Annotated in this window: 30 protein-coding genes and 1 pseudogene; 4 read left to right on the top strand and 27 right to left on the bottom strand. The window is 61.5% G+C overall.

Annotated features, from left to right (window positions below):
• Window positions 1–37: 37 nt before the first annotated feature.
• The 4 genes from D1224_RS14845 to D1224_RS14830 form a co-directional block, all read right to left on the bottom strand.
• Complete coding sequence (locus D1224_RS14845) at window positions 38–1,309, bottom strand: bifunctional alpha/beta hydrolase/OsmC family protein (RefSeq protein ID WP_119380718.1); 1,272 nt, start codon at window positions 1,307–1,309, stop codon at window positions 38–40.
• Window positions 1,310–1,389: 80 nt separating this feature from the next.
• Window positions 1,390–1,797, bottom strand: a complete 408-nt coding sequence (locus D1224_RS14840; protein WP_119380717.1) for a cytochrome c-type biogenesis protein — start codon at window positions 1,795–1,797, stop codon at window positions 1,390–1,392.
• Entirely contained in the window at window positions 1,794–3,698 is a 1,905-nt protein-coding gene (locus D1224_RS14835) for a heme lyase CcmF/NrfE family subunit (RefSeq protein ID WP_119380716.1), read from the bottom strand. The genes D1224_RS14840 and D1224_RS14835 overlap by 4 nt, the downstream gene beginning before the upstream one ends.
• Complete coding sequence (locus tag D1224_RS14830; protein WP_233350573.1) at window positions 3,695–4,090, bottom strand: cytochrome c maturation protein CcmE; 396 nt, start codon at window positions 4,088–4,090, stop codon at window positions 3,695–3,697. Before D1224_RS14830 ends, D1224_RS14835 begins: the two co-directional genes overlap by 4 nt.
• A 140-nt stretch (window positions 4,091–4,230) precedes the next feature.
• Between D1224_RS14830 and D1224_RS14825 the strand changes: the two genes are divergently transcribed.
• Window positions 4,231–4,575, top strand: a complete 345-nt coding sequence (locus D1224_RS14825; RefSeq protein ID WP_119380714.1) for a nuclear transport factor 2 family protein — start codon at window positions 4,231–4,233, stop codon at window positions 4,573–4,575.
• Here D1224_RS14825 and D1224_RS14820 read toward each other — a convergent pair whose 3' ends face one another.
• The 19 genes from D1224_RS14820 to D1224_RS14730 all read right to left on the bottom strand — a co-directional run bounded on the left by D1224_RS14820 (window position 4,576) and on the right by D1224_RS14730 (window position 19,209).
• Window positions 4,576–5,169 carry a tetratricopeptide repeat protein gene (locus D1224_RS14820; protein ID WP_147372411.1) on the bottom strand — a complete coding sequence of 198 codons (594 nt, stop codon included), beginning with the start codon at window positions 5,167–5,169 and terminating at the stop codon, window positions 4,576–4,578.
• The gene (locus tag D1224_RS14815; RefSeq protein ID WP_119380986.1) at window positions 5,166–6,581 is read right to left on the bottom strand and encodes an ATP-binding protein; all 1,416 of its coding nucleotides are present in this window, start codon (window positions 6,579–6,581) and stop codon (window positions 5,166–5,168) included. Before D1224_RS14815 ends, D1224_RS14820 begins: the two co-directional genes overlap by 4 nt.
• A 7-nt stretch (window positions 6,582–6,588) precedes the next feature.
• Window positions 6,589–7,272, bottom strand: a complete 684-nt coding sequence (locus tag D1224_RS14810) for a response regulator transcription factor (RefSeq protein WP_119380712.1) — start codon at window positions 7,270–7,272, stop codon at window positions 6,589–6,591.
• 10 nt (window positions 7,273–7,282) lie between these two features.
• Window positions 7,283–7,594: a PepSY domain-containing protein gene (locus D1224_RS14805; protein WP_119380711.1), complete on the bottom strand. Its 312-nt coding sequence runs from the start codon at window positions 7,592–7,594 to the stop codon at window positions 7,283–7,285.
• A 76-nt stretch (window positions 7,595–7,670) separates the two neighbouring features.
• Window positions 7,671–8,528 (bottom strand): DnaJ C-terminal domain-containing protein, encoded by an 858-nt coding sequence (locus tag D1224_RS14800; RefSeq protein ID WP_119380710.1) that lies wholly within the window; start codon window positions 8,526–8,528, stop codon window positions 7,671–7,673.
• 42 nt (window positions 8,529–8,570) lie between these two features.
• A complete protein-coding gene (locus D1224_RS14795; protein WP_119380709.1) occupies window positions 8,571–12,248 on the bottom strand; it encodes a baseplate multidomain protein megatron in 3,678 nt (1,225 codons plus the stop codon).
• Window positions 12,249–12,253: 5 nt separating this feature from the next.
• A complete protein-coding gene (locus tag D1224_RS14790; protein WP_119380708.1) occupies window positions 12,254–12,685 on the bottom strand; it encodes an NlpC/P60 family protein in 432 nt (143 codons plus the stop codon).
• Entirely contained in the window at window positions 12,682–13,323 is a 642-nt protein-coding gene (locus tag D1224_RS14785) for a DUF2163 domain-containing protein (protein ID WP_119380707.1), read from the bottom strand. The genes D1224_RS14790 and D1224_RS14785 overlap by 4 nt, the downstream gene beginning before the upstream one ends.
• A gap of 13 nt (window positions 13,324–13,336) precedes the next feature.
• Window positions 13,337–13,957: a DUF2460 domain-containing protein gene (locus tag D1224_RS14780; RefSeq protein ID WP_119380706.1), complete on the bottom strand. Its 621-nt coding sequence runs from the start codon at window positions 13,955–13,957 to the stop codon at window positions 13,337–13,339.
• Window positions 13,954–14,343: a phage tail tape measure C-terminal domain-containing protein gene (locus tag D1224_RS14775; protein ID WP_119380705.1), complete on the bottom strand. Its 390-nt coding sequence runs from the start codon at window positions 14,341–14,343 to the stop codon at window positions 13,954–13,956. Before D1224_RS14775 ends, D1224_RS14780 begins: the two co-directional genes overlap by 4 nt.
• On the bottom strand, window positions 14,318–14,503 hold the full coding sequence (locus tag D1224_RS14770; protein WP_182482325.1) for a phage tail assembly chaperone: 186 nt from the start codon (window positions 14,501–14,503) through the stop codon (window positions 14,318–14,320). The genes D1224_RS14775 and D1224_RS14770 overlap by 26 nt, the downstream gene beginning before the upstream one ends.
• On the bottom strand, window positions 14,487–14,777 hold the full coding sequence (locus tag D1224_RS14765) for a GTA-gp10 family protein (protein ID WP_119380704.1): 291 nt from the start codon (window positions 14,775–14,777) through the stop codon (window positions 14,487–14,489). The genes D1224_RS14770 and D1224_RS14765 overlap by 17 nt, the downstream gene beginning before the upstream one ends.
• Entirely contained in the window at window positions 14,774–15,193 is a 420-nt protein-coding gene (locus D1224_RS14760) for a phage major tail protein, TP901-1 family (protein ID WP_119380703.1), read from the bottom strand. Before D1224_RS14760 ends, D1224_RS14765 begins: the two co-directional genes overlap by 4 nt.
• Entirely contained in the window at window positions 15,190–15,624 is a 435-nt protein-coding gene (locus D1224_RS14755) for a DUF3168 domain-containing protein (RefSeq protein WP_119380702.1), read from the bottom strand. Before D1224_RS14755 ends, D1224_RS14760 begins: the two co-directional genes overlap by 4 nt.
• Complete coding sequence (locus tag D1224_RS14750) at window positions 15,621–16,169, bottom strand: head-tail connector protein (protein WP_119380701.1); 549 nt, start codon at window positions 16,167–16,169, stop codon at window positions 15,621–15,623. The genes D1224_RS14755 and D1224_RS14750 overlap by 4 nt, the downstream gene beginning before the upstream one ends.
• 108 nt (window positions 16,170–16,277) lie before the next feature.
• A complete protein-coding gene (locus D1224_RS14745; RefSeq protein ID WP_119380700.1) occupies window positions 16,278–17,453 on the bottom strand; it encodes a phage major capsid protein in 1,176 nt (391 codons plus the stop codon).
• Between the two features lie 12 nt (window positions 17,454–17,465).
• Window positions 17,466–17,876, bottom strand: a complete 411-nt coding sequence (locus D1224_RS14740; protein ID WP_119380699.1) for an HK97 family phage prohead protease — start codon at window positions 17,874–17,876, stop codon at window positions 17,466–17,468.
• Complete coding sequence (locus D1224_RS14735; protein ID WP_119380698.1) at window positions 17,873–18,097, bottom strand: hypothetical protein; 225 nt, start codon at window positions 18,095–18,097, stop codon at window positions 17,873–17,875. Before D1224_RS14735 ends, D1224_RS14740 begins: the two co-directional genes overlap by 4 nt.
• A complete protein-coding gene (locus D1224_RS14730) occupies window positions 18,094–19,209 on the bottom strand; it encodes a phage portal protein (RefSeq protein ID WP_119380697.1) in 1,116 nt (371 codons plus the stop codon). The genes D1224_RS14735 and D1224_RS14730 overlap by 4 nt, the downstream gene beginning before the upstream one ends.
• 99 nt (window positions 19,210–19,308) lie before the next feature.
• On the opposite strand from D1224_RS14730, the pseudogene D1224_RS16890 reads away from it, so the two are divergent.
• Window positions 19,309–19,377 (top strand): annotated as a pseudogene (locus D1224_RS16890) (hypothetical protein); the annotation flags it as partial.
• Here the strand turns inward: D1224_RS16890 and D1224_RS16685 are convergent.
• Window positions 19,378–19,824, bottom strand: a complete 447-nt coding sequence (locus D1224_RS16685) for a phage terminase large subunit family protein (protein WP_233350593.1) — start codon at window positions 19,822–19,824, stop codon at window positions 19,378–19,380.
• On the bottom strand, window positions 19,766–20,635 hold the full coding sequence (locus D1224_RS16680) for a terminase large subunit domain-containing protein (protein WP_233350572.1): 870 nt from the start codon (window positions 20,633–20,635) through the stop codon (window positions 19,766–19,768). The genes D1224_RS16685 and D1224_RS16680 overlap by 59 nt, the downstream gene beginning before the upstream one ends.
• A 92-nt stretch (window positions 20,636–20,727) precedes the next feature.
• On the opposite strand from D1224_RS16680, the gene D1224_RS16560 reads away from it, so the two are divergent.
• Window positions 20,728–20,883: a hypothetical protein gene (locus D1224_RS16560; RefSeq protein ID WP_182481923.1), complete on the top strand. Its 156-nt coding sequence runs from the start codon at window positions 20,728–20,730 to the stop codon at window positions 20,881–20,883.
• A gap of 44 nt (window positions 20,884–20,927) precedes the next feature.
• A complete protein-coding gene (locus D1224_RS14720) occupies window positions 20,928–21,515 on the top strand; it encodes a 1-acyl-sn-glycerol-3-phosphate acyltransferase (RefSeq protein ID WP_182482324.1) in 588 nt (195 codons plus the stop codon).
• Here D1224_RS14720 and D1224_RS14715 read toward each other — a convergent pair.
• Together D1224_RS14715 and hslO are read right to left on the bottom strand one after the other, a co-directional pair.
• On the bottom strand, window positions 21,512–22,522 hold the full coding sequence (locus tag D1224_RS14715) for an NADP-dependent oxidoreductase (protein WP_407647475.1): 1,011 nt from the start codon (window positions 22,520–22,522) through the stop codon (window positions 21,512–21,514). The two genes, D1224_RS14720 and D1224_RS14715, sit on opposite strands and share 4 nt — an antisense overlap.
• 155 nt (window positions 22,523–22,677) lie before the next feature.
• Window positions 22,678–23,598, bottom strand: a complete 921-nt coding sequence (hslO, locus tag D1224_RS14710; protein WP_233350570.1) for an Hsp33 family molecular chaperone HslO — start codon at window positions 23,596–23,598, stop codon at window positions 22,678–22,680.
• Window positions 23,599–23,680: the final 82 nt, after the last annotated feature.

Raw genomic sequence — 23,680 nt, 5'->3', positions numbered from 1 at the left:
GTGCCTAATCCTCAGTGTGTACCAGTCCACAGACTGATTAAACATCGGTTAGACTTGAATTTTTCGGTTTTCCGGAAACCTTGTTTGCTCGCGACTTTCGCTCGATTGAACTGCGCACCCTGCTGCCAGACTCCAGTGTTCGGTGCACGGGACACTTGTCTGCGATTTCAAGCAAGCGTGCGAGCTGGTCTTCATCCACATCGCCTTCGATCGATACGGTGCGCGTAAATGTGTCGATCTTGTCGGCTTCGCCGCAGTCGGTGCAGTCTTCAGCGTGCTCGCGTTTGTGAGCAACGGCAACGCCGATATGGTCTACAGGCCAGCCTTTGCGGTCGGCATACATGCGCAGCGTGATCGAGGTGCAGCCTCCCAGCGCTGCAGAGAGCATGGAATAAGGGTCTGGACCGGTGTCGCTGCCGCCAAGCTTGCGCGGCTCATCAATGATCTGGCGAAATCCCCGGCTCAAGACTTCGTTCTGATAGGGGCCTGGGCCTTGCGTTTCGCGAACGAGCACACCTTCACCGCTGTAGGTATCGTCATTGTCGTCCTCGGGTGTCACGTACCGTTCAGCCCAACCGGCGATCACGCTGGCGGCGAAGTCGGTGTCGGTATCACGGTCGAGAAAATGCGTCGCGTCATCAAGGCTGACAAAGCTCTTGGGGTGGCGCGCCGCCATGAAGAGCGCGGTTGCGTGATTCACGCTGACTTCCTGGTCGCCTGGCGCGTGAAGCAAAAGGACCGGCAGACGTAAGCTGGAAATCGCCTGCCCGACCCGCGCTTCACGAAGATCTTCGATCAGCTCTCGTGTAATCGTGAAAGGACGGCCACCGAGTTTGACCTGCGCAGAACCATCGGCTTCGGCCTTGCCGCTGCCGTCCCCGAACTGGCTGATGACGTGCGCGGCCTCAGAGGGTGCCGCGATGCTCACCAGCGCTTTCAATGTTTCAATGCCGGTGGCCGCAACTATCGAGGCTGTCCCACCGAGCGAATGACCAACCAGAAGCGAGACCGGGCGCCCCTGCCCTGCCATCCATGCAGCGGCGGTATGGATATCAGCGACATTGCTGGAGAAATCCGTGTCGGCGAATTCGCCCTCCGATTCCCCGATCCCCGTGAAATCAAAACGCAGGACGCCTATGCCGTGTTGAGCGAGTGCCCGCGACAGGGCGACGGCCGCACGGGACTGCTTTGAACAGGTGAAACAGTGGGCGAAAATCGCCCATCCGCCAAAACGGCCCACCGGATGCTCAAGTCTGCCTGAGATGGTCTGGCCGAGACTGCCTTCGAAGCTCACCTTTTCGCTGTACATGTCGTCTCCCTCAAGACCCGTGCGCCTTGAACCGACATAGGCCCGCCGGACATGAGTTGCCAGCAATCAGGTCGAATGCCTTATTCGCTGTCTTCAGGCGCGACAGCTTCGACCCGTCCCGACGGCTGGCGGTTGCGGCTGATCATGAACGCAAGAAGGCCGCCCGCGAGAAGAAAGATGAAAGGGGCACCCCAGAGCAGGAAGCCGCCGATACCCCGTGATGGCGGGCGAAAAAGGACAAAGTCGCCATAACGCTCTGCAAACCATGTTCGGATTTCCTGATCGCTCTGGCCTTCTGCAACCATGGCCCGCACGCGCTCGCGCATGTCGGCGGCGATGTCCGAACCAGAATTGGAGATCGGCTCATTCTCACAAGCTACGCAGCGGATCTCCCGCATGAGGTCTTGCGCTCGCGCCTCTTCCTTCGGATCGGCAAGTGGCCCTTCAGCGGCAAACAACAGAATGATCGACGCCAGAACCGCCTTCATGCCTCCGCCTCCTTCACCCTCGTCTTGCGCCCGAACATGCTAAGCAGGGCGCCGAGCCCGATCAGTATTGTCCCGAGGTAGATGAGATCAATGAACGGATTGAGGAAGACCTCGAACGTCCAGCGCGTCTCACCCTGCGTATTCCTGCGCCCATCACCAAGCGCGACATAGAGGTCGGCAAGTCCCGTCTTGTGGATGGCGGTTTCCGTGGTCGGCATCTGGGCTGCCGGATAGAAGCGCTTGTGCGGTTGCAGCTCAGCAACCGTGCCGCCGCGGCGTGCGGTGAGGGTTGCACGTTCGGCGTACCAGTTCGGGCCTTCAATGCTCTCCACGTCATCAAGTGTGAGCTGCCAGCCCGCCACACTGGTCGCCTGACCTTCCTGCAAGGCTATCGTGGTGTGCGCGCGCCCTGACGTTTCGAGAACGGCGCCCAGCACGAAGAAGCCAAGTCCCGCATGGGCGAGGGTCATGCCCCATACGCGTGCAGGCATTTTGCCGAGACGCTTTGCCGTCTTGGCGCGGCGCCAGATCTCCATTGCAGCGCCCGCAATCAGCCAGACCGCGATGGCGAGGCCAATTCCTGCCAGAAGCGGAATGTCGAACGGGCCGATTCCCGCAAGCCAGAAGACGGCGACGATACCGGCAAAGGCAGCGCCCCATTTCCAGAGAGAGGATAGGTCCGCCTTTCCCCAGCTCCATGCTTGCACGACTGGCAGTGCGATGAGGGCAAGCGACATGATCGGCGTGAAAGTCAGATTGAAGTAAGGCTCGCCAACCGACATGGTCTGGCCCGCAGCTTCGGCGATGAGCGGGAATAGCGTGCCCAGCAGAACGGTCGCGGTGGCAACGATGAGGACGAGATTGTTGCCCATGAGCGCGCCTTCGCGGCTGCCTGTTGTCCAGCCCGGACCTGCTTCTAGCTTGCCAGCACGCAGTGCGAAAAGGATGAGCGCCGCGCCGCCAAAGACGAGAAGCCCCGCTAGCAGGAGCGAGCCGCGCAGTGGATCAACGGCAAAGGCGTGAACGGAGGTCAGTACGCCCGAGCGGACAAGAAACGCGCCGAGCATCGAAAAGCAGAAGGCCAGAACCGCAAGGAGCGCCGTCCAGACGCCGAAACTGCCACGCTTTTCAGTCACGATCACGGAATGGAGGAGTGCTGCCCCGATCAGCCAGGGCATAAGACTCGCATTCTCAACCGGGTCCCAGAACCACCAGCCGCCCCAGCCAAGTTCGTAATACGCCCAGTAACTGCCGAGCGCGATGCCGAGGGTCAGAGGCACAAAAGCGGCGAGCGCCCACACACGCGCGGTGCGTGCCCAGACCCTGTCGATGCGTCCCTCGATCAACCCTGCCGCAGCAAGCGCGAACACGAAGGAATATCCGACATAACCAAGATACAGCATCGGTGGATGAGCCGCGAGCGCCGGGTCCTGCAGCAACGGGTTCAGCCCTGCGCCCTGAAGCGGTGCCGGATCGAGACGTGTGAAAGGCGATGATGCCAGCAGGAGATAGAGAAGCGCGCCACCATTGAGCAGCCCCTGGACACCGAGGGCACGCGCTTCGAATTTCGGCCTGCCCGTGGCGAGCAGCTTCGCAGCGACCGCGCCAAAGCCAATTCCGACGAGACACCAGAGCGCCATGGAGCCCTCATGGTTTCCCCATGTTCCGGCAATCTTGTACACAAACGGCTTTAACGTGTGGGAGTTTGCCGCGACGAGCTGCACCGAGAAGTCGGAGGTTGCGAACGCAACGATGAGCGTGACAAACGAGAACGTCATCGCGCCGAACGCGACGATTGCCGAGAGCCCCGCCGCGCGGCGTTGGCCCATCAGCCCCTGCCCGGCCTGAAAAAAGCTCAGGATCAGAGCAAGGAAAGCCGCAAAGTGGCCTGCTTCAATCATGAAGTCGCCTGCCGGGCATTCTTGAGTTCGCGCGGCTGATAGTTCTCATCATGCTTGGCGAGGATGTTTTCGGCAGTGAAGGCACCTGTCTCATCGAATCGGCCTGTTGCAACGACGCCCTCGCCTTCGCGGAAAAGATCCGGAACAACACCTGTATAGCTGACCTCAAGCGTCTGGCCCGAGCCGTCCTCGATCAGGAAGATCATGTCTGCGCCTTCGCCATATTTGATCGAATCAATCTGGACCCACCCGCCGATGCGAACGCGTTTTCCGGCCTCAGGCTGTCCCTGTTCGGCCAGCAGTTGCGGCGTATAGAAGAGGTCGGCATGCTGTTTCAGCGCCACAGCTGACAGCGTCACCGCGCTCACCAGAAGCACGCCAGCAATGGCCACGCCCCAAAGTCTTTTAGATCTCGCTCTCATAGTCCGCGAGTTTTAATCGAAACTGCAGGATTTGACACTGCGACCGAAACATCCAGACTGCTCGCGGGTTATCGCAAGCCTTGTGGAGTTCATGCGCTAAGAGGTTCGTCATGCCGAAATTTCCTCAACTCTGGGAAGTCGAGAAGCAGCTCTGGACCGGTCCAGCCGAAAATTACGACAAGCTGATGGCGCGAGATTGCGTGATGGTGTTCCCCTTGCCCGCAGGCATCCTGTCGCGCGATGCGATTATCGAAACAGTCAGAATGGCGCCGCGCTGGGACGATGTCGAACTCGACAGCGTCAGCGAAACCCAGTCGAATGATACGACTGTCACGCTCGCCTATGTTGGCCGCGGGCTGAAAGGCAGTGACACTTACGAGGCCTATTGCAGCTCGACCTATATCCTTGTCGATGGCGACTGGCGCATCATCCAGCACCAGCAAACCCCTGCCTGATCAGTCAGCCGGTTCCTGAGCCGCCCTTGCCGCATCGGCCTCGGCGCGCATCGCGTTCAGCATCGCACGCCTCGGATCGTCTTCCGGCAAGTCCGCGAAGACACGTTCCCAGTGTGCCTGCGCAGCTTCGAGGTCGCCGGCAAGGTAGGCCGGCATGGCTGCGAGGATCCCCGCACGGGTCTGGGAATTGTCCAGCCGCCAGGCGCGATCGTACAGGCGTGCGGCGGGTTCGGTAATCGTGCCACCGTCGCGGGTCACCACAGCGTCTGCGAGCGCGATCAGCGCTGGAATATGCTCGGAGTCGCGCCGGAGCGCTGACTGAAACGCCCGAAGAGCATCATCTGTGCGTCCCTGCGCGCGCAGAAGGACGCCGATATAGTATTGCGGCTCTGCCTCATCCGGGCGTTCACGCGCGGTGCGTTGCAGGCGCGCCAGCATTTCCCCCGGAGACAGGTCTTCGGCTGGCCGTGACGCAATCTCAGCCTCCCGCTCGGCATAGGGCTGGTCCGCAAGCAGCGGCTGGCCTTTCAACAAATAGGCCCCGCCTGCGAGCAGGACTGCCACGCCCATCCATATCAAGGTTGCGTGTTTCATTGGCCGCGCAGCGTTATTGTAGCGCGAAGTCCGCCAAGAGGACTTTCGGACAGGTCCAGCCGTCCACCATTCATCTCGGAAATGTCCGCCACGATCGACAGGCCGAGCCCGGTCCCCGGCGCGGTTTCGTCGAGGCGCACGCCTCGCTGGAGCGCTGCTTCGCGGGCCTCAGGCGCAAGACCTTTGCCGTCATCATCAATGTGAATGTGCATGAAGCCGTTCTGGCCGCGGCTGCAGGAAACTTCAACGCGCGAATTGGCCCACTTGCAGGCATTCTCCATCAGATTGCCCAGCATCTCTTCAAGATCCTGCTGTTCGATACGCGCGACCCGGTCTGCACTTATTTCTGTGCTGACACTGATACCCTGCGCCTCGAACAGGCGGTTCAGGAGACGCGCAAGCCCGGCAGCGACGGGCGCGATCTCCGTGCGAACGCCAAGCGCTTCAGACCGTGCCGCCGCCTGCGCCCGCTTCAGATAATGCTCGACATTGGCGCGCATCGACTCAGTCTGGCGCCGGACGACATCGTCCAACCCGGTTTCGCCAGTAGCTTCATTGCGCAGCACCGCCAGCGGCGTCTTTAAAGCATGAGCGAGATTGCCGACATGGGTCTGGGAACGCTCGACAATCTTGCGATTACTGTCGAGCAGCTTGTTGAGCTCATCAGTGAGCGGCAGGACTTCTGCCGGGTATTCGCCATCGAGCCGTGCCCGCTGTCCCTCGCTAATCTCTGCGATGTGCGCCTGTACACGATCAAATGGGCGAAGCGCCATGCGAAGGCCGATCCAGAGGGCGAGAAGCGTGCCCCCAGCCAGTGTCGCCATCGCTGTCAGCAGGATAAGTCGAAGCTGGTTTGCACCTTCATCCGTCACAGCGCGGTCTGCAGCGGCCATCAACAGGATCGGGTTTTCGCGATTCGGCACCGTGATAGAGCGAACAGCTACGCGCAGGCGCTCATCATTCGGGCCATCTGTGTTGCCATACTGGGTCACACCCGGCGCGGCGAGTGCAGCACTTGCGAGCTCACGCGGCAACGGCAAGGGGCCGTCCCAGACGCTCTGTGAGCGGATATCATTGCCGAAACTGCCATCTTCCTGGACAGCAATCATCGCCCAGTACCGGCCCGACAGCGGAAGCTGGAAGCGCGAATCGCTTGGGAGTCGTTCGGGAATGTCCACGACCCGGCCGTCAGGCAGAATTTCGAGAGCACGCGGCAAGGTGACGAGTGTCGAGTCGAGTTCCTGCTGCAGGATGCGGACCGTCTGCGTGCGATACGCCGCCGTCATGGCGATCACGCCACCAACTACGACGATCAGGCTCCAGACGATCGCGCCAAGAAACAGCCGACGCGACAGCGACAGGCTCGGCTTGGCGGACTGCGCGGCATCAACCCGCCCGGCATCGCCAGTCATCTCCTGATCAGGCAAGACCCGCTGTCTCACCTTCCGGCACGACCAGTCGATAGCCAAGTCCGCGTTCGGTCTGGATCCGGTCGGTCCCTATCTTCTTGCGAAGCCGTCCAATGAAGACCTCGATCGTATTGGAGTCACGGTCAAAGTCCTGATCGTAGATATGCTCGACCAGCTCCGTGCGCGGCACGACCCGGCCCTGATGGTGCATCAGATAGGACAGAACGCGATATTCATGCGCGGTCAGCTTGACCGGCCGGCCATTGACCGTGGCGCGGGCAGCGCGGGTATCGACACGCAGGCTTCCGGCTTCAATCGCGGCGGCAGAGTGGCCGGTTGCCCGGCGCAGGAGCGCGCGGAGGCGGGCGAGAAGCTCTTCGGTGTAGAAAGGCTTGGTGAGGTAATCATCAGCGCCTGCATCGAAGCCAGCCACCTTTTCGCTCCAGCGGTCACGTGCCGTGAGGATCATCACGGGGAAGTCCTTACCGTCATCGCGCCAGCGCTCGAGAATCGTCACGCCGTCCATCTTGGGCAGGCCGAGATCGAGGATAACAGCATCATAAGGCTCGGTATCACCAAGAAAGTGCCCGTCTTCGCCATCCGCAGCCAGATCGACCGCATAACCCGATTGGGTCAGCGCATCGGCAAGCTGCCGGCGAAGATCTGCATCGTCTTCAACAACAAGAATTCGCATAAATATTTACCTAGCTAACGCTTATGATCCGACCGGTCTGCGCGTTGATCGTGAACTGCACGAGTTCACCCTGACGCGTTGTCCAGTCAATGACATAGACTTTTTGTCCGTTCCTATCAAAGAGGCCGACGAAACGGCGCATCTCGCCTCCGTAGCGCGACTCAATAGGACGTAGGATATCCTTCAACGGAAGTATCTCTCCGCGCTCACGCGCATTGCGTGCATCATCTGCGGTAAAGGAATTGCTCCACTGGCCCTGTGCCGTGGCACATGGCGAAATGGCGGCAAGGCCAACGCAGAGAGAAAGAATGATCCGTTTCATGTGACGGTTTATGCACCCCTCGCCCTGAATACATGCTGAATGACAAGACGGGAGTTTAGTCAGGTTTCAAGACTGCTCAATGCTGGCGAGCCCATTCGCGGAGGCCTTCATCCTTTGGATCTTCCAGCGTAACTTCCAGACGGACATATAGATGCCCCGGCGTATCTTTGAACTGGACGCCCTTGTTGCGCAGGCGCAGGACCATTCCGGTATTTGAGCCTTCTGGCACTTTGAGCGTGACTGAGCCTGCGGGGGTCGCAACATCGACATTTCCGCCGAGCACCGCTTTCTTCAGCGGCAGGGGCAGCGACATGCGAAGATCGGCACCCTCGCGTGTCCAGGTCTTGTTCGGCCGGACATGCAGTTCGAGCAGCGCATCACCCGGGGGACCGCCAGTATGCGACGGCTCGCCCTGGCTTTTCAGGCGTAGCACTTGCCCTGTCGTGACGCCGGGCGGGATCGATACGTTCAGGCTCTTATTGTCCGCCATGGTCATCTGACGCTTCGCGCCAAGCACCGAGTCTTCGAACGAAATGTCGACCCGGTAGCGAATATCCGCGCCCTTTCGCGGCCCGGCGCGGCGTCTTTGCCCGCCGAACATGCCCGACAGGATGTCCTCGAACGGATCTCCCTGGAACGAGCCACCCTGGTTGCGGAACCCGCCAAAGCCGCCGCCATAACCCCCGCCTGCACCGGCAAAGCCGGTCGGGTTGCCATCTGCATCTATCTCACCGCGGTCGAACTGCGCGCGCTTGGTCTCGTCGCTCAGGATCTCGAAGGCGGCGGACGCTTCCTTGAAGGCGTTGGCCTTCTCCTCATCATTGGGGTGAAGATCGGGGTGAAACTCCTTGGCCTTCTTGCGATAGGCTTTCCTGATCTCCTCGGTCGAGGCAGATTTGGTCACACCGAGTGTCTGATAGGGATCGCGGGTCAAGGACGTCTTTCTCTTTCTTCACGCTGAAATTCCAATGCCTAGTTAGAGTGCGCCCGCGCCGATTGAAACCCATCGTCCTAATCGACCGTCAGCTGCGACCTCGGCGACACGCACCTCATCCACCAGAACCTCAACCGTGACGGCGGATTCCGCCGTTCGGCAATTCACCATTTCTGTGCCTTCGAATAGACCGCTGACTTCAAACAATCGCGGCGTCGTCGGGTCCGGCAGATCCCAGCCATCTGGGATATCCGGCCCGCAGGCGAGCCAGCTCACTTGCGTGCCGACAGCCTTTCTCTTAACCCGCAGCTGGGCAACCTGCCAGGGCAGGCCCGCCTTGTCCTCGTGCCTGAAGACTTGCGGGTCTGCGCTGCCGGTGCGCCAGGACAAATCGACATCAATTTCATCGCGCGTGAGGACCGACTGCTCAAGACTGTCATCAACAAGTACGACGGTCGCCCCTCGCAGGGCTGGCGCGGGCTGAGTGCCATAGAGGCCGCGAAGCAGTACCGAGAGGTGCCATCGTCCGGCTTCCTGAAGGTCAGCCCGCGCAAAGGATAGAGCCTCCCAACCGCCGTTGCCCTGCACCATCAGGCGATTTGCGCCGGCCAGTACTCTCTCAGGTGACGCGCTTGCGATCTCTCCGCCGAATAGTTCGACCGAAACTTGTGATGCCCCGTCCCATCGGTGCGTTGGCCCAGCCGACAATGGCGCGAGCAGTCTACCCATGACTGCTGGCGCAGAAACGTTTGCGCGTATCGACAGATCAGCCAGACCGCGTCCGGCTTTCACGCTGACGGGCCCAGTCCATGGCGATGCCGCGGCTGCGGTCAGCGGACCCGCGCTCGAAAAGCCGGGCAAGGCAGGCGCATCTATCAGGATAAGTTCAGGCGAAGCTGGAAGCACGGCTGCCTTCCCCGCCTCTGGCACGCTGCCAGCGATCACCGATATCACCTCTATTGGACGCGACAGCTCCAGAATGCGGGCGATCCCGTCATCCGTAATGTCGTCAATCATCCACGCCCCGGAAAGCGTCGCAACCGATATCCGGTCACCGGGCTGGAGGCTCAGGAAATGAGGCGGTAGTTTTACAGAGGCTCGCTCGCTTTCCACCGCCGCCTTGAGGAGATCGTTCGCGACGCGGTTTGCTTCCGCCTCTGACATTAGCAATGGCAGGCTCGCTTCGATCCGGTAGCCCTCATCGCCATCCGTTCTGCGTGCCCGCGCCATAGCTGATCCATAGGCGTTGTCTGAGCTGATATAGGTGAGCGTGAGATGGCCCGGACGCTTGTCGAGCAGAACGTGCGTCATGGATGTGCCATCGCCTGCAATGTCGCCGGCCGCAACTTCCCGCACGGAACGGTCCGGTACTGGCTGCAATGATAGCCCTGCCTCGTCTTCATGGCAGCTAAACCGGTGTAACGCTTGCAGGGGTTCGAGCACTGATCGAAGCGTGGACGGCGTCGGTATGACCAAGCCCTCGACCAGCCCTTCAAGACCGTCAGACACCATTTCGACACCTGTTAGCGATGATAGATCCTCGATCACGGCAGATAGCGGAACAAGCCCTGAGCGCCCGTTCAGCCAGTGACCAAGCGACCAGTTTGGTCCATCACTCCAGACCTCCTCGCGGACTGGGAAATCCGGCCAGGGCCGCGCATCCCAGGCCCAGGCAAAGGTGGCTTCGACGAAGGGCTGCGACCGCCAATAGGAAAGGGAAACCTCCAGGGCACGCCGCTGCAGCGCGTCATTTCGCGTCCCGTCCGAGAAATGAGGTAACGCGCTTTCAGAACTCTTCGGATCGTAAAATACGTTCGGCGCGTTCGTGCCCCGATCGACGGCCGGAAAGCCGATCTCCATCAGGCGGATGGGTTTCAGGCCCGGCGTCCAGCTGGTCGGCGTCGAAGACCGGGTGCCACCCGGCCTTGGATAGTGCGCATTCTTCCACCAGTTCTCGATATCCTTCTGCCGGAAGACCCAGGGCTCACCATAAGCGCTATCGAGGATCGGCGATCGGTCCTGCGCCGCGCGTGCCTCCGGTGAGGCATAGCACCAGTCATAGGCTTCACCGCCCTGCAGATTGGCGGCGAGATACGCCGCGTCTGAAGACCCTCTGAAACCTGCAAGGACGTCGAGATGGTTCGCGTCGCCGCGCCAGTCTCCAAGCGGTGGGTACCAGTCGATGCCCACAAAATCGACATCAGGCGAAGCCCAGAGCGCGTCGAGTGGGAAAAGGACATCCCCAGACCCACCCTCCGGCACGTGAGCGCCATACTCGGTCCAGTCTGCAGCATAGGAAATGGCCGTACCGGGACCAACGATTTCGCGAACTTCGCCCGCCAGTGCGACCAGCGCCTCGACAAATGGGAACGCGCCTGCGTCATCGCGCAGTCGAGTCAGGGCAACCATCTCACTGCCTAACAGGAAAGCATCGACACCACTGGCCGCGACTGCGAGGCGCGCATGGTGAAGTATGAAATGACGATATCCGAACCCGCCATCTTCACCCATGAATGCGTCGATCTCGGTTCGGGCCGCCGCTGTACCGTCGCTTGATGTTTTGATGCGTCCGCGCCAGGGAAACGCCCCCTGCTCTTCGCTGCCATAAAGGTCCAGCAATCCGTTTCCGGGCGGAATATCCATCAGCAGGAAGGGCGACAGCGTCACCTCGAGCCCGTCTGACTTCATTAGCGCAATCGCCTCTAGCACTGACCTGTCCGCAGGTGTCCCGCCAAAATTCGCTTTGCCGTCAGACTGGCTGACCAGACGCGCTTCGGCACGTGACAGGCCGGCCACCTCCCAGCCGAAGGGAACACTAATACGCTCACGCGTTTCGACGCCGGGCCGGATGCGGCACGTGCCTGCGCGAAGGTCATCCCCGAACCATGCAACCGTCAGGGCGGCGCGCTGAAGCTGGCGAAAGTCATCCTGTGCCTGCGTTAGCGACTGTACGAAGTTCGCAGCACCGGTCGAATTGTCCATGTTGAGGGGCGTTTCGACACCGGGAAAGCTCCGCTCTCGGACGATATCCGTTGCATAGGCAAACTCACCGGTGGCGGGAATGATGTTCACTCCCTCAACGACGCGGCGCAGGCTGCCTTCATCCTCAAGCGCACGAAACACTTCAAAGCTGAGCTGTGGCAGCCGATTACCAAAGCGGTCCAGCGGCAAGTCTTCGAAGACGATATAGGACGTTCCCCGATAGGCTGGCGCACTGCCGGTGCCTTCGATGACTTCGATAAGGGGGTCGGGCAGCTGGCTCTCATCACCGCGATAGAAACGGTAATTCAGATCTGAGAGCGCCAGCACTTCGCCATTCGCCCAGACGCGGCCGAGGCGGCTTACGGTTCCCTGAGCGATCGCGACCGCAAAGCTGACTGAATAGCTATAGTCGTTGATCTTCGGCCCGCCCTTTCCAGCAGATCGCTCGCGGCGCTTCTCCTTGAAACGGGCGGCCCAGATCACCTGCCCACCGACACGCGCGCGTCCGTAGATGAGCGGCAGACCCGCCCCTTCGCGGCTCTCCATCAGATGAAGCGAGCTTATTCGCGGGCCGTGAACGTCGCCGGCGAAAGCGCCGTCTATGGTGCGGCCCGCAAGCCCGCCCAGCGCACCGCCCAATGCCGCGCCAGAGACATCCGCGCCCAGCACGCTTAGCCCGCCCGGCAGCAGTGCATTGCCAAGCGCCTGACCGGCCTGCGATAAAATGATCTGTCCCATCTGTGTCAGTCCTCCAGACCGGGAAATGAAAAAGCCCCTGCAACGCGCCGTCGCCACCACGGCACCAGCCGCGTCGCGCAGACGCTGCGCCCCCAATAGGCGTGGATGATTGTGTCGGGCCCGGTTGCGATAGCGCAGTGTTTGGCCGCGCAGCCTGCGCCCATCCGAAACATCAGTACGTCGCCGGCATCAGCCGCCCCGAGAGGGATCTCGCGCAGCCAGGTTCGCCCTGCCAGCAAAAGCATGTCTTCATCGCTGAGGTCCGCCCAGTCGGGAGTGTATGGCGGTACGGGTTCTGGCTCCTCGCCAATCAGCTCGCGCCAGACGCCGCGCACGAGGCCAAGACAATCAGTTCCGGCCCCCCGTCGGCTCGCCTGGTGCTGGTACGGCGTGCCAAGCCAGCCGCGCGCAGCCTTTACGATATCGGCGCGCCTCATCGATGGCCCCCATCATTACCCGCGGCTGCAGGCCCTGAGAGTACAACGTCCTGTCCGGGTAGATGCGGAAAACCTCGAAAGTTCTCTGCATTCGAGAAGACATCGCGGCAGGTCTCGAACCGCTTGTCACAGCTTTGCCCCCCAACATCAGACAGCCCACATCTGGCATCTCCCAACGCTGCATCGCAATGGCGCGAGACAAGGCGCCCAACGGGCCGCTCAAGCTCTGCCTTGAGAGAGATCAACTCAGCTTCGAACTGATCTCCGCGTTTGGTGACTTCACTCAGAAAGCCTGTCCAGGTCAGGATGCGATTGTCGGTCTCTTGCCAGTCGACGCGGTAGACATAAACCCGCGCCCGCGTCCACAGCCCTGCAGCAAGGTCCTCCTCTGTCAGCGCGTCGGCAATAAGCGCGCCATCCGCGCTCGCCCGGCCGGGCCGAAGACCGCCTGCTGTTTCGAACCTCGCCGACGTCAACGCAGCCCCCGGCGTGTAGCTCACCTCATCGAAAGTCAGCACATGTTCATGATCGGTAATGCCGACTGTCAGCCCATCCTGGCGTTCCAGACGCCAGCAAAGACAGGTCGTGACCGCACCGCTCAAGAGCTTCTCCTGAAATGATTCATCTATCTGCTTCATCGCTGATCGCCCCCTAGAAAATTTCGATCAGAGGAAGGCTCACGACCCGGCCAGCCCCGGCTGTGTCGAAGCTCACTTCAAGCGCATCGGTGTCGAAACGGACTGGCCAGTCATACTCAAAACCGGCCGTCAGGACCGCACCCGGCTCGGGGGCAACGTCAAAAGTGAGCTCGCCTGTCGTCGTATCGACTGACCAACCGCCGGTGAGCTCCGCCCCGTCCACGGCGATGCTCACAGTCCCTGCGACGGGCTTCAGGACAGGGCGCTCAATGCCGCCATCAGCGAACACGAGTTGAAACTCGGCGCGCATACCGTCGCCGGTGCCAAGCACCTGATCCAGAGGCGCAACAATCATACCTGGCGCCGCGCTCGAAAATGCTGAGGGGTCGTGAAAGCGGAACCCGTTCAAGCGGCCAAGGCGCGCATTGTAAAAGCTGACCAGCTGCTCGAACGCCTCTGCACTTAGCGGCGGCGTCACGATATCCCAGCGGTGCTGCGGGCGAGACCATCGGGCATTCCGCACCTCCTTACCGCTCGACAGGACAAGTGTTTCGGTCTGCCAGACCGGACCGCTCGTAGACCCAAAGCCGGAAGGCACCGGCAGGCGTTCTTCATGGAATCCAACAAGGCTCATGCGAACCTCCGGCCGATTGCGGCGGCTTTCGCGACAGCCTTGGAAAGTTCGCGCGCCGTGGCAGTCTTCGGGGTGCCTTCAGCGGCCTGCGGCAGGTTGAAGGTCAAAGATGTTCCCGCCGCGCCAATACCGGCCCGCGCGAGCACAGCCTCTGCCGCCATGCTTGCCAGGTCAGCGAAAATCGCTCGCGTCATCTGCGAGAAGTCGAGTTCGCCAGAACGTGCCGCGCGTGACAGCGCGGCCTCAATACTGGCGCCGGCCTCGCTGAACGCCGCTTCCAGCGAAGCGGCCGCATCTCGTCCCGGCCCATCTACGAGTGCGGTAAGCGCGTCGCCCGCGTGGTCCAGCTCTTTGGTAAAATCATCCATCCGCATCAGCCCTTTCATCTGGCTGTTTCTTCATCATCAGGTCGAATTCCTTGCGCGGCAGGGACCGACCGGCCTGCGCCGTCAGCGCCCGCCATTCGCGCAAGCTCAACTTCCAGAATTGTTCGGGTGGGATGCCGATCAGGGCGGCAGCCCTCAGCATCTCAGCCCAGGCCAGCATGGAACGTCTCCGCGACAGCGGCTGCCGCAGCTGCAGGTCGAATATTCAACCGCTGAAGCTCGCCTGGCTCGACGCCCTCGCCGCCACCTTTCATCAGTATACCCACTACTCGTAGGAGCTCGCTGGCGGACAGCCCCCTCATCCGAGCTTGAAGCTCCGCCAGTGAGGCGCATCCGAACACACTTTCGATCTCCGCCAGAGCGCCAAGCGTGAGGCAGAGAACACGCCTCTTTCCGCCAATTTCGAGTGCGACCTCTCCACGCGCGCCATTCATGCGCTTTCCTCGAACGTGACCTGGCCTGCACTCCGAAGGTCGATCGAGAATGTCGCCTCGCCATCAAACGTACCCGCCCAGCCAAGCTGAGCGATCTGGAACGGCCCTGTGAAGTCACCGAAATCCGGCACACAAAGCTTGAAGCCGCATAGCTCTCCCGACAGGAAAACCGCGCGCAGCCGGGCATCGCTTGCAGCATCCTTGAACAGCCCGCGACCGCGCACCCTCATGGACCGCAGCCCTGCCCCGCCTAGCAATTCACGCCATCCACCCGGACTGTCCATGCTGGTGGCGTCGACGCTCTTCTGCTTAAGATCGAAACTACTCGTGCGGATACCGGCGACTGTAGTGAAAGCTTCAGGTGCCCCGCCATCAGAAATCTTGATCAGGACATCGCGCCCTTTCTGACCGCTCATGCCACCACCTCATCCAGGATAATACGTGCACGAATGACGCCTCGAAATTCGCGCAGGTCCGGAGTTCGCATGACATCGCAATAAACGGTCTGGGAGAGCACAGATCGCAGCCCCTCAGAGCTGAACGCAAATGCGTCGATGACCCGGCGCAACTCACCAAGGATACGCATGGCTTCGGCACGCCCACCTGCCCTGGCGCGCAGGCCAAATGTCAGCGTATGGGTGCTGCCCGCATGACCTGCACTGCCATTAGGGCGCACATCGTGGCGTTCTAGTTCAACGCAAGGGAAGATCGGCTGATCGCTTTCACCATCAAAGATGCGCGCCGGATTGCCGAGAAAGGCCTGGATATTCGGGTCGCTGCGAAGTGCGTTGAGCAAGGAAAGCTGAAGAGCCTTCTCCGCACCAGCTTGCATGGGCGCGGTAGTCATAGCCGCACCTCCCGGCGCGCCGCGATCAGCGTCTCGGCAGTCTCAGGCAAGCCACCATTCACACCGCCGCGGCTATAGGCTGCATCGACCATGGCCAGTAGTGCAAGCGAGAGATCCTCGGGCACATCCTCTGCGCCGCCAAAGCCCGCGGTGAAGTCGACCTCGACTCGCGCTCCGGTCTCGATTGCCGACAGCCAGCTACCTGTGCGCAGACACAACCGTTGGCCGTCCAACACGAAACGGCTGGTAAGCCCGGTCACCACCTCCCCCGCAATGCTTCGGACAGACACAAGCCCGCTGACAGGCCCCGCAGGCAGCCTGATCCGCAACCTCTCCACGAGATCACGCGGCCAGACCGAGAGGCTCCACCGCAGCGTGCGGCGCACCAGGCACAGCCCGGCTTGCGTTTCCAGCGCAGCCCGCGCCCCCGCGATGAGGGCGGCGACCAGCTCGTCTTCGCCGTCATGCCCGATGCGCAGATATGATTTCGCCGTTGAAAGAGACACAGGCTCTTCGTCTGGCGGTGTGAGAACCGTCAGCGTCATGTTCGTTATCCGTTTGTTAAATACTGCCTGACCGTTTAGCGACGCGGAGGTCGCTTCGCGGGGCGGTATCAGCCTGCGATCACTCGCAGGCTGAGAGGTTTCACCGCGCTAGAAGACCATGGCCTTGATGGCATCGAAATTCTGTACGCCACCGCCAACGCGCTTGGTCGTGTAGAACAGAACATAGGGCTTGGCAGAGTATGGATCGCGCAATACCTGCGCGCCCTGGCGGTCGATGATCAGGTAGCCGCGTCGGAAATCACCAAACGCAATCGCCGCATTGCCCACGCCGATATCCGGCATGTCTTCGAGCTCGGTGACTGGATAACCAAAGATCGACTGAGCCTCGCCATTCATGCCGGGACGCCAGAGATATCGGCCATCTCCATCCTTCAGCTTACGGACGGCTGCGACGGTCTTGCGGTTCATTACGAAGCGGCCATTGGACCGGTACTGGCTCTTCGGCGTCTGGATAAGGTCGATGATCTGGTCGCCCGCATCATCCGCTGTAAAGTCGCCCGCGACCGAACCGATCTTGCCCCAGACATGGCTGGCCTCAGTCAAGACATCATAGTCGAGGAAGCCCCGAGGTTTGCCGTCACCGTCGCCCGTTACGAAGGCTGCGCTCTCCTGAATTGAGAAGGCCGCCTCAACCTCATCGGCCAGCCAGGCATCGACATCGGCATAGCTGTCGTTGAGGAGGGTCTGCGTTGCTGCCGGCATGGCATATAGCTCACCCGCCGGGAATTCGAGCAGGCTGAGCCCCGCCGTCGTCGTCTGCGCCCGCGCCCCCGTTTCAGCGACCCAGGCTGCCCCAACACCAAGACTGACAGGCTTGCGATAAACGCCAGCATTCGTCTGGCGCACGCTTGCGATCTGACGCATCGGCGAGGCCTGCGTCAGCCTTGCCTCGATCAAGCGGTCGAGCTCTGGCGGCGAGGTATAGCCGCCCTGATCGTCCGTGCCTGCGGACAGCGATTTGACGTCGAGCCGCGCAAGCCCGCTTTCGTCGCCGCTGCGCAGATAGCGCGACCAGGCCTCGCGCTGCTCCGTGCCCGATGGTGCCGAGGAGGCCTCTTCCGGGCGCGCAGCTTTCAGGCTGATCTCATCGAGGCGGCGGTCAAGTTTCCTCAGCTTTGCATCCAGCAGCGGATCATGCGTGCCCTTCGCCTCGATCTCTGCAAGGCGCTCATCATTGGCCTGCTTATAGGCCTCGAACGCCGCCATCACTTCGGCCGTCGCAGCAGTGCCTGCATCGGCTGCCATTTTTGTTTCCTTGGTCATTTTTCTCCTTCCTCAGGCCGCACGTGCGGCCCCTCCAATCTGCGTGAACCGGGCGAGTGGCTGCATTGGCGCCGCCACCAGCGAAATCTCGACAAGGTCGATGTCGATCAGATCGCGGCCACCTTCTGGCCGCGGCTTCCAGAGACGCGCGCGAAACCCGATCGACAGCCCGCAAAGACCTGCCGTGACAGCACGCATAGTGACCTCACCATCAATCAGCCCACGGACGAACAACCCCCGCCCGTCTTCCATCATGCGTGTCCAGTGTCCGGCGACTGCACCGGACCGGTGCTGCAACAGCATCGGCACAGCGCCCGCCCGCAGGCTGCGCGCAAAGGCACCGGCCCTCACCACGTCGCCAGACAGGTCAGGCGCCCCAAACAAGGCGGCATAGCCTTCGACAAGAAACGGCGCGGACCTCACGGCTTGGCCTCCAGCCGCGCTTCAATGCGGTCCAGCTGGTTCTCGATGGCCTCGAGGTGCGCTTCCACCCGCGCCAGTCTCTCTGCGACCGGACGTGCGATATCAGCGCGCTGCTCCAGCATGGAAATCCGCTCTGCTGCGGCCCCTGCCCAGACGAGCGCGCCACCCGTCTGTAGCGCGAGCGCCAGTACAAAACCGGCCGTTATCTTGCGCTCGATCATTGGCTTAGCCCTGCCAGGGCGCGTTTCTCTTCACTGGTCAGGAAGCTTGCCGCCTCAAGCCGCGCCCACAGGCCATCACGCTCGCCTGAAAAGGCGGGCACGTCCTCAAGGTCGGGGCGCACCTCGACATCGTCGAACCGTCCGGACAGCCAGACACTGAGGGCATCCGCCACTTTCTGGACCAGCGGCAGAATCGTCAGGCGCCAGAAAGCAAGGTTTGCTTCCTTGTAGGTCGCATAAGTATTGTCGCCCGGGATGCCGAGCAGCATCGGCGGCACGCCAAAGGCAAGCGCGAGCTCCCGCGCGGCCGCATGGCGTGTGCCTGCAAAATCCATCTCTGCGGGCGACAGCGACATAGGCTTCCAGTCGAGACCGCCGTCCAGCAGCAGAGGGCGACCGGCATTTGCCGCGCCGGAATGCGCGCTTTCCAACTCTTCTTTCAGACGGTCGAATTGCGAGGGCGTCAGCCCCGCCCCCTCACCGTCATAGACCAGTGCGCCGGAGGGCCGCGCCGCATTCTCGATCAGCGCCTTTGCCCAGGCTGCTGCGCCATTGTGCAGGTCGAGCGCCTTGCGGGCGGCCGCTAGCGGCGAAAGCCCCATTACGCTGTCCGATGGATGATAGAGTTTTAGGTGCAGCACGGGGCTCCAGCCATCGGCTTCGCGGTAGATGATCCGCTCGCCGCGCCGCTTGCGCACGGCCCAGCCTATCAGGCCGCCTTCGCTATTTGTTTGTGGACGGACTGCATCCGCACGTAACGTGAATAGCCCCTTTGGGGCCGCCTCGCCCGCAAGCGTCACGGCCTCTGCCCAGGCGTTGCCGGTAATCTGCAGGTCGCCATAGAGCCGCTCGAGCAGCACCCTGCCCGCTTCATCGGGTGACGGCCGCGACAGCAGCGCGCCGACATCCGCAACATTCGTGTTCAGCGGAATGGACGCGGCTGCCTCGGCAATCATCCGCACACACCGGTAGGCGATTGCGTTTCCGGCATAGCCGTCGCGCATCAGCGCACTCGCATCATGACTGCCCCATCCCGCGCCCGGCAGGCTTGCCAGCGCGATGAAGGAGGTCTGCGCCGAACGCGTTTCGACTGTCTGCCAGGGCCATCTCATATCTCACCGCTCTCCTTCGCTCGGGGCGCGCCGCTGGGGCGCTCTCCCTGTTTCTCAGCGTTGAGGAAGTCCTAGACGGGAGAGGCATCCGGTCGGACCGAGCGCGTATTCGCCAACAGTGACGGTACTTTCGCACGGGACACGGCGCCGTCCGTCCGCCTATCATGACTAAAGCGAGCGGATACTCGGCTGGCGCCCGGTTGCAGCGTCCAGGGTGGTAACCGCCCAGACCAGCGCATCGACCCGGTCGGGAGAGCCTTGCATGGCGCCACTTCCAAACTCCAGCATCTCTTCTTCCAGCTCGGAAAACTGACCGGCATGGGACACACGTCCACGTTCATAAAGCGCGATGACGGGTGCAGCTCGCGCCGTCTTCGACAGGCGCGCATGGACGAGCTGGATGGGTATGTCGCACCCACCCGACCGAAGTACTGAGCGGACCAGTTCACCGCCTTGATTGGCCTCCGCAACAATCCGGCTTGCGCCGATACGCTGGGCCAGAGACACCGCGGCTTCGGCCCATACCGCGGGCGACCGTCCCTGTAGCGTGGCATCCTCAAGGACCCAGAACTGGACACCGCCACCCGGGGCATTCGCCGTAGCTGCCGCGACCAGGCCGCATGCATCTGCTCCCCTCCCCGACGCTCACAGGCGGGTCTACCGATACAATAACGTCTCTAAGTTTCGCGGGCGGCCTGCCTGCGCGCGCGGCCAGCAGCATGGCACGCGTCCAGAAAACACCGTCTTCGGCCTCAAGGAACTGGCCTTCCAGCTCCTGTCTGCCAAGCCGTGTGCCGCCCATGCGCGCTTCAATATGGGTGATGAAGGCAGGCGACAGGAAGCCGGCATTGTCCCGCGTCGCACTTCTGGAAACGGCGACCCCACCCTCGCTCATAAGCTGCCGGATGAGCGGCGTTCGCCGCGGCGTCGTCGTGATGACCGTGCGCGGATGCCGACCCAGCCGCAGGCCGAGTTGAAGCATCTCGAACGTGTCCTTGTCCCGCGTCCAGGCCGCCACCTCGTCACACCAGGCGCCATCGAATTGCGGACCGCGCAGACTGTCTGGATCCTCGGAAGAAAAAGCCTGCGCTACCGCGCCATTCGGCCAGACGAGCCGCCGGCGCGAGCTTTCATAAACGGGCGGCGTTTCGCCTAGCCGTGCGATCTGGCAAAGACCGGAAACCCCATCGATCATCGTTTCGCGCACATCATGCAATGTCGGCCCGACCAGAGCGATGGAGCGGAGCCCACCGAACAGCGCGCCGAAGCGCACCCATTCGGCCCCTGCTCTTGTCTTACCAGCGCCGCGCCCACCAAGCGCCAGCCAGCTATTCCAGTCACCCTCTGGCGCACACTGCGTCGCACGCGCCGTCAGCACGAATGGCAGCGCGGTATCGCTTGCCATTGAAATTGTCGTATCTGTCATGCTTGGCAGACTAATCGTGCGAGCAACACGGTCGGAGAGATTGCCGCCCCGCCCTATCCTGCTAAGGTCGCACGCGTGGGGAGAAAGTCATCATGTTCCTGTTTTTGCTTTGGTGGTGCGTAGACGATCATCTGGCTGCCGCGCTGGAAACACCAGGGCTCGGCACGCTGCCGATCTGGGTCCCCCTCATCCTCTCGCTTGCTTTCAGTTTCACGCTGCAAGGTGCGGTGAAGAAGCGCAAAGACTGACGGTGGCAGCCACCTCGACACTTTCGCGCAAGCGGCCGGCCCCCTTGGGCGGTTCGTCAGCCGTCTCATGGGTCTGGCGGCAGATCTGTGCCCTCATTCTTTGGGCCGGACGCTGGAAGGTTGATGGCGACTGGCCACAGGAAGACAAGGTGGTCCTCGTCGCAGCCCCGCACACGTCGAACTGGGACGGCTTCTGGATGCTTATGGCGGCCGGCTATTATCGGGTAAAGCTGCGCTGGATGGGAAAGAAATCTCTCGTCGATCACCCGCTTGGCGGCTTTATCCGCTGGCTCGGCTGCGTGCCTGTAGACCGGGATGCCGCGGGCGAGTTCGTCGACCAGATGGCCGATGCATTCGAAACCGCCGACAGGCTTATCCTTGCCGTTGCACCGGAAGGCACACGCGCAGGCACCCTTGTCTGGAAGAGCGGTTTCTACCGTATTGCCCTTCGCGCAAGGGTCCCCCTGCTCATCACGGTTCTGGACTATGGCTCACGCACCGTTGAGGTGCGCGGTCTCTTTCACACAACCGGCGACTATGAAGCAGACCTGCCGGCCATCCGCGAAAAATACGCCAACGCCAAAGGCAAGCATCGCGCAAAATTCTCGATTGCGGATGACGAAAGCGCCTAGTCCGGTTTCGAAACTTCGACCACCAGCTTGCCGAGGTTCTTGCCCGTAAAAAGCCGATCCAGTGAAGACGGCGCGTTCTCAAGACCTTCGACCACATCGGTCTCGAATTTCAGCTTGCCTTCCATCAGCCATCCGGCCATCGCCTGCATCCCTTCCGGAAAGCGTTCGATATAGTCGGTCACAATGAAGCCTTTCAGCGTGACATGGCGCATGAGCAGCATGGAGAAGTTGTAGGGTCCCGGCACCGGCTCGGTCGCATTATAGGACGAGATGAGGCCGCAAAGCGCCATCCGTGCAAAGTCATTCAGGCGCATCAGGATCGCGTCCATGATCTCGCCGCCGACATTCTCGAAATTGATGTCGATGCCGTTCGGGCAATGACGGTCCAGCGCTTCGCCAACATCTTCCGTCTTGTAGTTGATCGCGGCGTCGAACCCAGCCGTCTCTGTCAGCCATTTGCACTTCTCATCAGAGCCCGCGATGCCAACAACGCGGCACCCCTGTATCTTGGCGATCTGCCCGACCATGGAGCCGACAGCGCCAGCAGCGGCGGACACCACAACTGTTTCACCCGGCTTTGGCTTACCGATATCCATCAAGCCGAAATAAGCCGTCATCCCCGTCATGCCGATCGGCCCCATGAAGGCCGTCAGCGGCACTCCCGGCAGTTCCGGCAGCTTGTTGACTTCAGCCCCCGGCTTCACCTGGTAGAGCGACCATTGGCCGAGACCGGTATTGACGATATCGCCAGCTTTGAGGCCGTCGAACTTGCTCTCCTCAACCACGGAGATACCACCGCCCCGCATAGGATCGCCGATCTGTACGGGCGGCATGTACTGCTCGCGGTCCGACATCCAGATGCGGTTGGTCGGGTCCAGTGAGAGATAGATCGTGCGCAGGCAGACCTCGCCATCCTTTAACTCGGGAACAGGGCTTTCAACGAGATCAAGGTCGCCCTCGCCGACATCGCCAACGGGTCGCTTCTTCAGGATCCAGGTCTTGTTCACTCGTGCCACGGTAAGCTCCTCGCGCTTCATGCATGATACCGGCTACGCCAGAGGCGCAGTCTCGCTCACCCGTTTGAAGCGCAGAACCCGCGTCCTGATCAACATTGACCTCACGGGAAGCAGCTGGGCGCCGCCTGCGGCCGTGTATCAGGACTCTAGTTCGCAGCGCCGGTCACTGCCTCCACGGGAATATCGTAATGGCGCGCGCAGAACTGGCAGTCGACGCCAAGCATGCCATCGTCTTCAGCCATTTCGCGCAGTGACTCGTCCGGCATACCGGCAAGCGTGTGGCGAAGTCTTTCCTCATTACAGGTACAATTGTCGTCCAGCGGTTCTGGCGACTGCATCCGCACGCCGCCCTCATGGAAAAGGCGGTAGAGCAGATCCTGCGCGGGCAGTTCTTCAGAGCACAGCTCCTCGGGGTCCAGCGTGTTGAACAACGCCATCGCTTCGCGCCAGCCCTCATCGGTGTCGCCGCGTGCATCGTCGCCGGCCATCTTCTGGATCATCATACCGCCGGCATGCCACTCACCGGCCGCATCGCGTTTTACGGAGAGCGCCAGGCAGGTCTGTACCTGCTGTGACTGATGGAAATAGTCTTCCGCACAGTCTGCCAACGACCCTTTTACAAGCGGAACGATACCCTGATAGGGCTGAACATTGCGATCATCCTGAATAATGATAAGCGCAAGCGCACCTTGTGGGCCGAAGAGCTGGGGCATGTGCGGTTTCTCTCCGCGGTTTACCTTTTCCAGATAGGCCCAGCGTTCGGCCTCATAGCGCGAATAGGCCCGCACACTGCCATCTGTATTGTACTCGCCGACCAGCATGGAGACAGGCCCGTCGCCTTCTGCCTGCGCCAGAATACGGCCCTGAAACTTCATCGCCGACCCGATCAGCGTGGACAGCAAAACGGCTTCACCAAGGATTTCACCCAGATGGTCTGGATAGGCGTGGCGCTGTAGTATTGGCGACAGCGACCGCGGCCCCATCCGTACGACACGCCCCGAAATAGGTAGTGTCTCGGAGGTGAATGCCGCCACGAAATCGTCTTGCGCTGGTGATACTGAGCTCAATTTCAGTCCTCGCTCTTTCTCGTCTTCGCGCGCTATGTGGCGGCAGGCGTGTCCACAGACAAGAAGGCGGTTGCAGGCCTTG

It is taken from the genome of Henriciella barbarensis (assembly GCF_003576345.1).
Classification (GTDB): domain Bacteria; phylum Pseudomonadota; class Alphaproteobacteria; order Caulobacterales; family Hyphomonadaceae; genus Henriciella; species Henriciella barbarensis.
The sequence above is the reverse complement of the archived record's forward strand: the minus strand, read 5'-3'. Positions and strand labels throughout refer to the sequence as shown.

What these genes read in the sequence shown, in the direction of transcription:
- D1224_RS14730 (WP_119380697.1), bottom strand. Translation starts at nt 19,209, where the DNA reads ATGAGATGGCCCTGGCAGACAGTCGAAACGCGTTCGGCGCAGACCTCC.
- D1224_RS14760 (WP_119380703.1), bottom strand. Translation starts at nt 15,193, where the DNA reads ATGAGCGGTCAGAAAGGGCGCGATGTCCTGATCAAGATTTCTGATGGC.
- D1224_RS14815 (WP_119380986.1), bottom strand. Translation starts at nt 6,581, where the DNA reads ATGACTGGCGATGCCGGGCGGGTTGATGCCGCGCAGTCCGCCAAGCCG.
- D1224_RS16560 (WP_182481923.1), top strand. Translation starts at nt 20,728, where the DNA reads ATGTTCCTGTTTTTGCTTTGGTGGTGCGTAGACGATCATCTGGCTGCC.
- D1224_RS14835 (WP_119380716.1), bottom strand. Translation starts at nt 3,698, where the DNA reads ATGATTGAAGCAGGCCACTTTGCGGCTTTCCTTGCTCTGATCCTGAGC.
- D1224_RS14840 (WP_119380717.1), bottom strand. Translation starts at nt 1,797, where the DNA reads ATGAAGGCGGTTCTGGCGTCGATCATTCTGTTGTTTGCCGCTGAAGGG.
- D1224_RS14825 (WP_119380714.1), top strand. Translation starts at nt 4,231, where the DNA reads ATGCCGAAATTTCCTCAACTCTGGGAAGTCGAGAAGCAGCTCTGGACC.
- D1224_RS14775 (WP_119380705.1), bottom strand. Translation starts at nt 14,343, where the DNA reads ATGAAAGGGCTGATGCGGATGGATGATTTTACCAAAGAGCTGGACCAC.
- D1224_RS14845 (WP_119380718.1), bottom strand. Translation starts at nt 1,309, where the DNA reads ATGTACAGCGAAAAGGTGAGCTTCGAAGGCAGTCTCGGCCAGACCATC.
- D1224_RS14810 (WP_119380712.1), bottom strand. Translation starts at nt 7,272, where the DNA reads ATGCGAATTCTTGTTGTTGAAGACGATGCAGATCTTCGCCGGCAGCTT.
- D1224_RS14745 (WP_119380700.1), bottom strand. Translation starts at nt 17,453, where the DNA reads ATGACCAAGGAAACAAAAATGGCAGCCGATGCAGGCACTGCTGCGACG.
- D1224_RS14770 (WP_182482325.1), bottom strand. Translation starts at nt 14,503, where the DNA reads ATGCTGGCCTGGGCTGAGATGCTGAGGGCTGCCGCCCTGATCGGCATC.
- D1224_RS14755 (WP_119380702.1), bottom strand. Translation starts at nt 15,624, where the DNA reads ATGACTACCGCGCCCATGCAAGCTGGTGCGGAGAAGGCTCTTCAGCTT.
- D1224_RS14795 (WP_119380709.1), bottom strand. Translation starts at nt 12,248, where the DNA reads ATGGGACAGATCATTTTATCGCAGGCCGGTCAGGCGCTTGGCAATGCA.
- D1224_RS14820 (WP_147372411.1), bottom strand. Translation starts at nt 5,169, where the DNA reads ATGAAACACGCAACCTTGATATGGATGGGCGTGGCAGTCCTGCTCGCA.
- D1224_RS14780 (WP_119380706.1), bottom strand. Translation starts at nt 13,957, where the DNA reads ATGAGCCTTGTTGGATTCCATGAAGAACGCCTGCCGGTGCCTTCCGGC.
- D1224_RS14785 (WP_119380707.1), bottom strand. Translation starts at nt 13,323, where the DNA reads ATGAAGCAGATAGATGAATCATTTCAGGAGAAGCTCTTGAGCGGTGCG.
- D1224_RS16680 (WP_233350572.1), bottom strand. Translation starts at nt 20,635, where the DNA reads ATGACAGATACGACAATTTCAATGGCAAGCGATACCGCGCTGCCATTC.
- D1224_RS14750 (WP_119380701.1), bottom strand. Translation starts at nt 16,169, where the DNA reads ATGACGCTGACGGTTCTCACACCGCCAGACGAAGAGCCTGTGTCTCTT.
- D1224_RS14805 (WP_119380711.1), bottom strand. Translation starts at nt 7,594, where the DNA reads ATGAAACGGATCATTCTTTCTCTCTGCGTTGGCCTTGCCGCCATTTCG.
- D1224_RS14790 (WP_119380708.1), bottom strand. Translation starts at nt 12,685, where the DNA reads ATGAGGCGCGCCGATATCGTAAAGGCTGCGCGCGGCTGGCTTGGCACG.
- D1224_RS14765 (WP_119380704.1), bottom strand. Translation starts at nt 14,777, where the DNA reads ATGAATGGCGCGCGTGGAGAGGTCGCACTCGAAATTGGCGGAAAGAGG.
- D1224_RS14735 (WP_119380698.1), bottom strand. Translation starts at nt 18,097, where the DNA reads ATGATCGAGCGCAAGATAACGGCCGGTTTTGTACTGGCGCTCGCGCTA.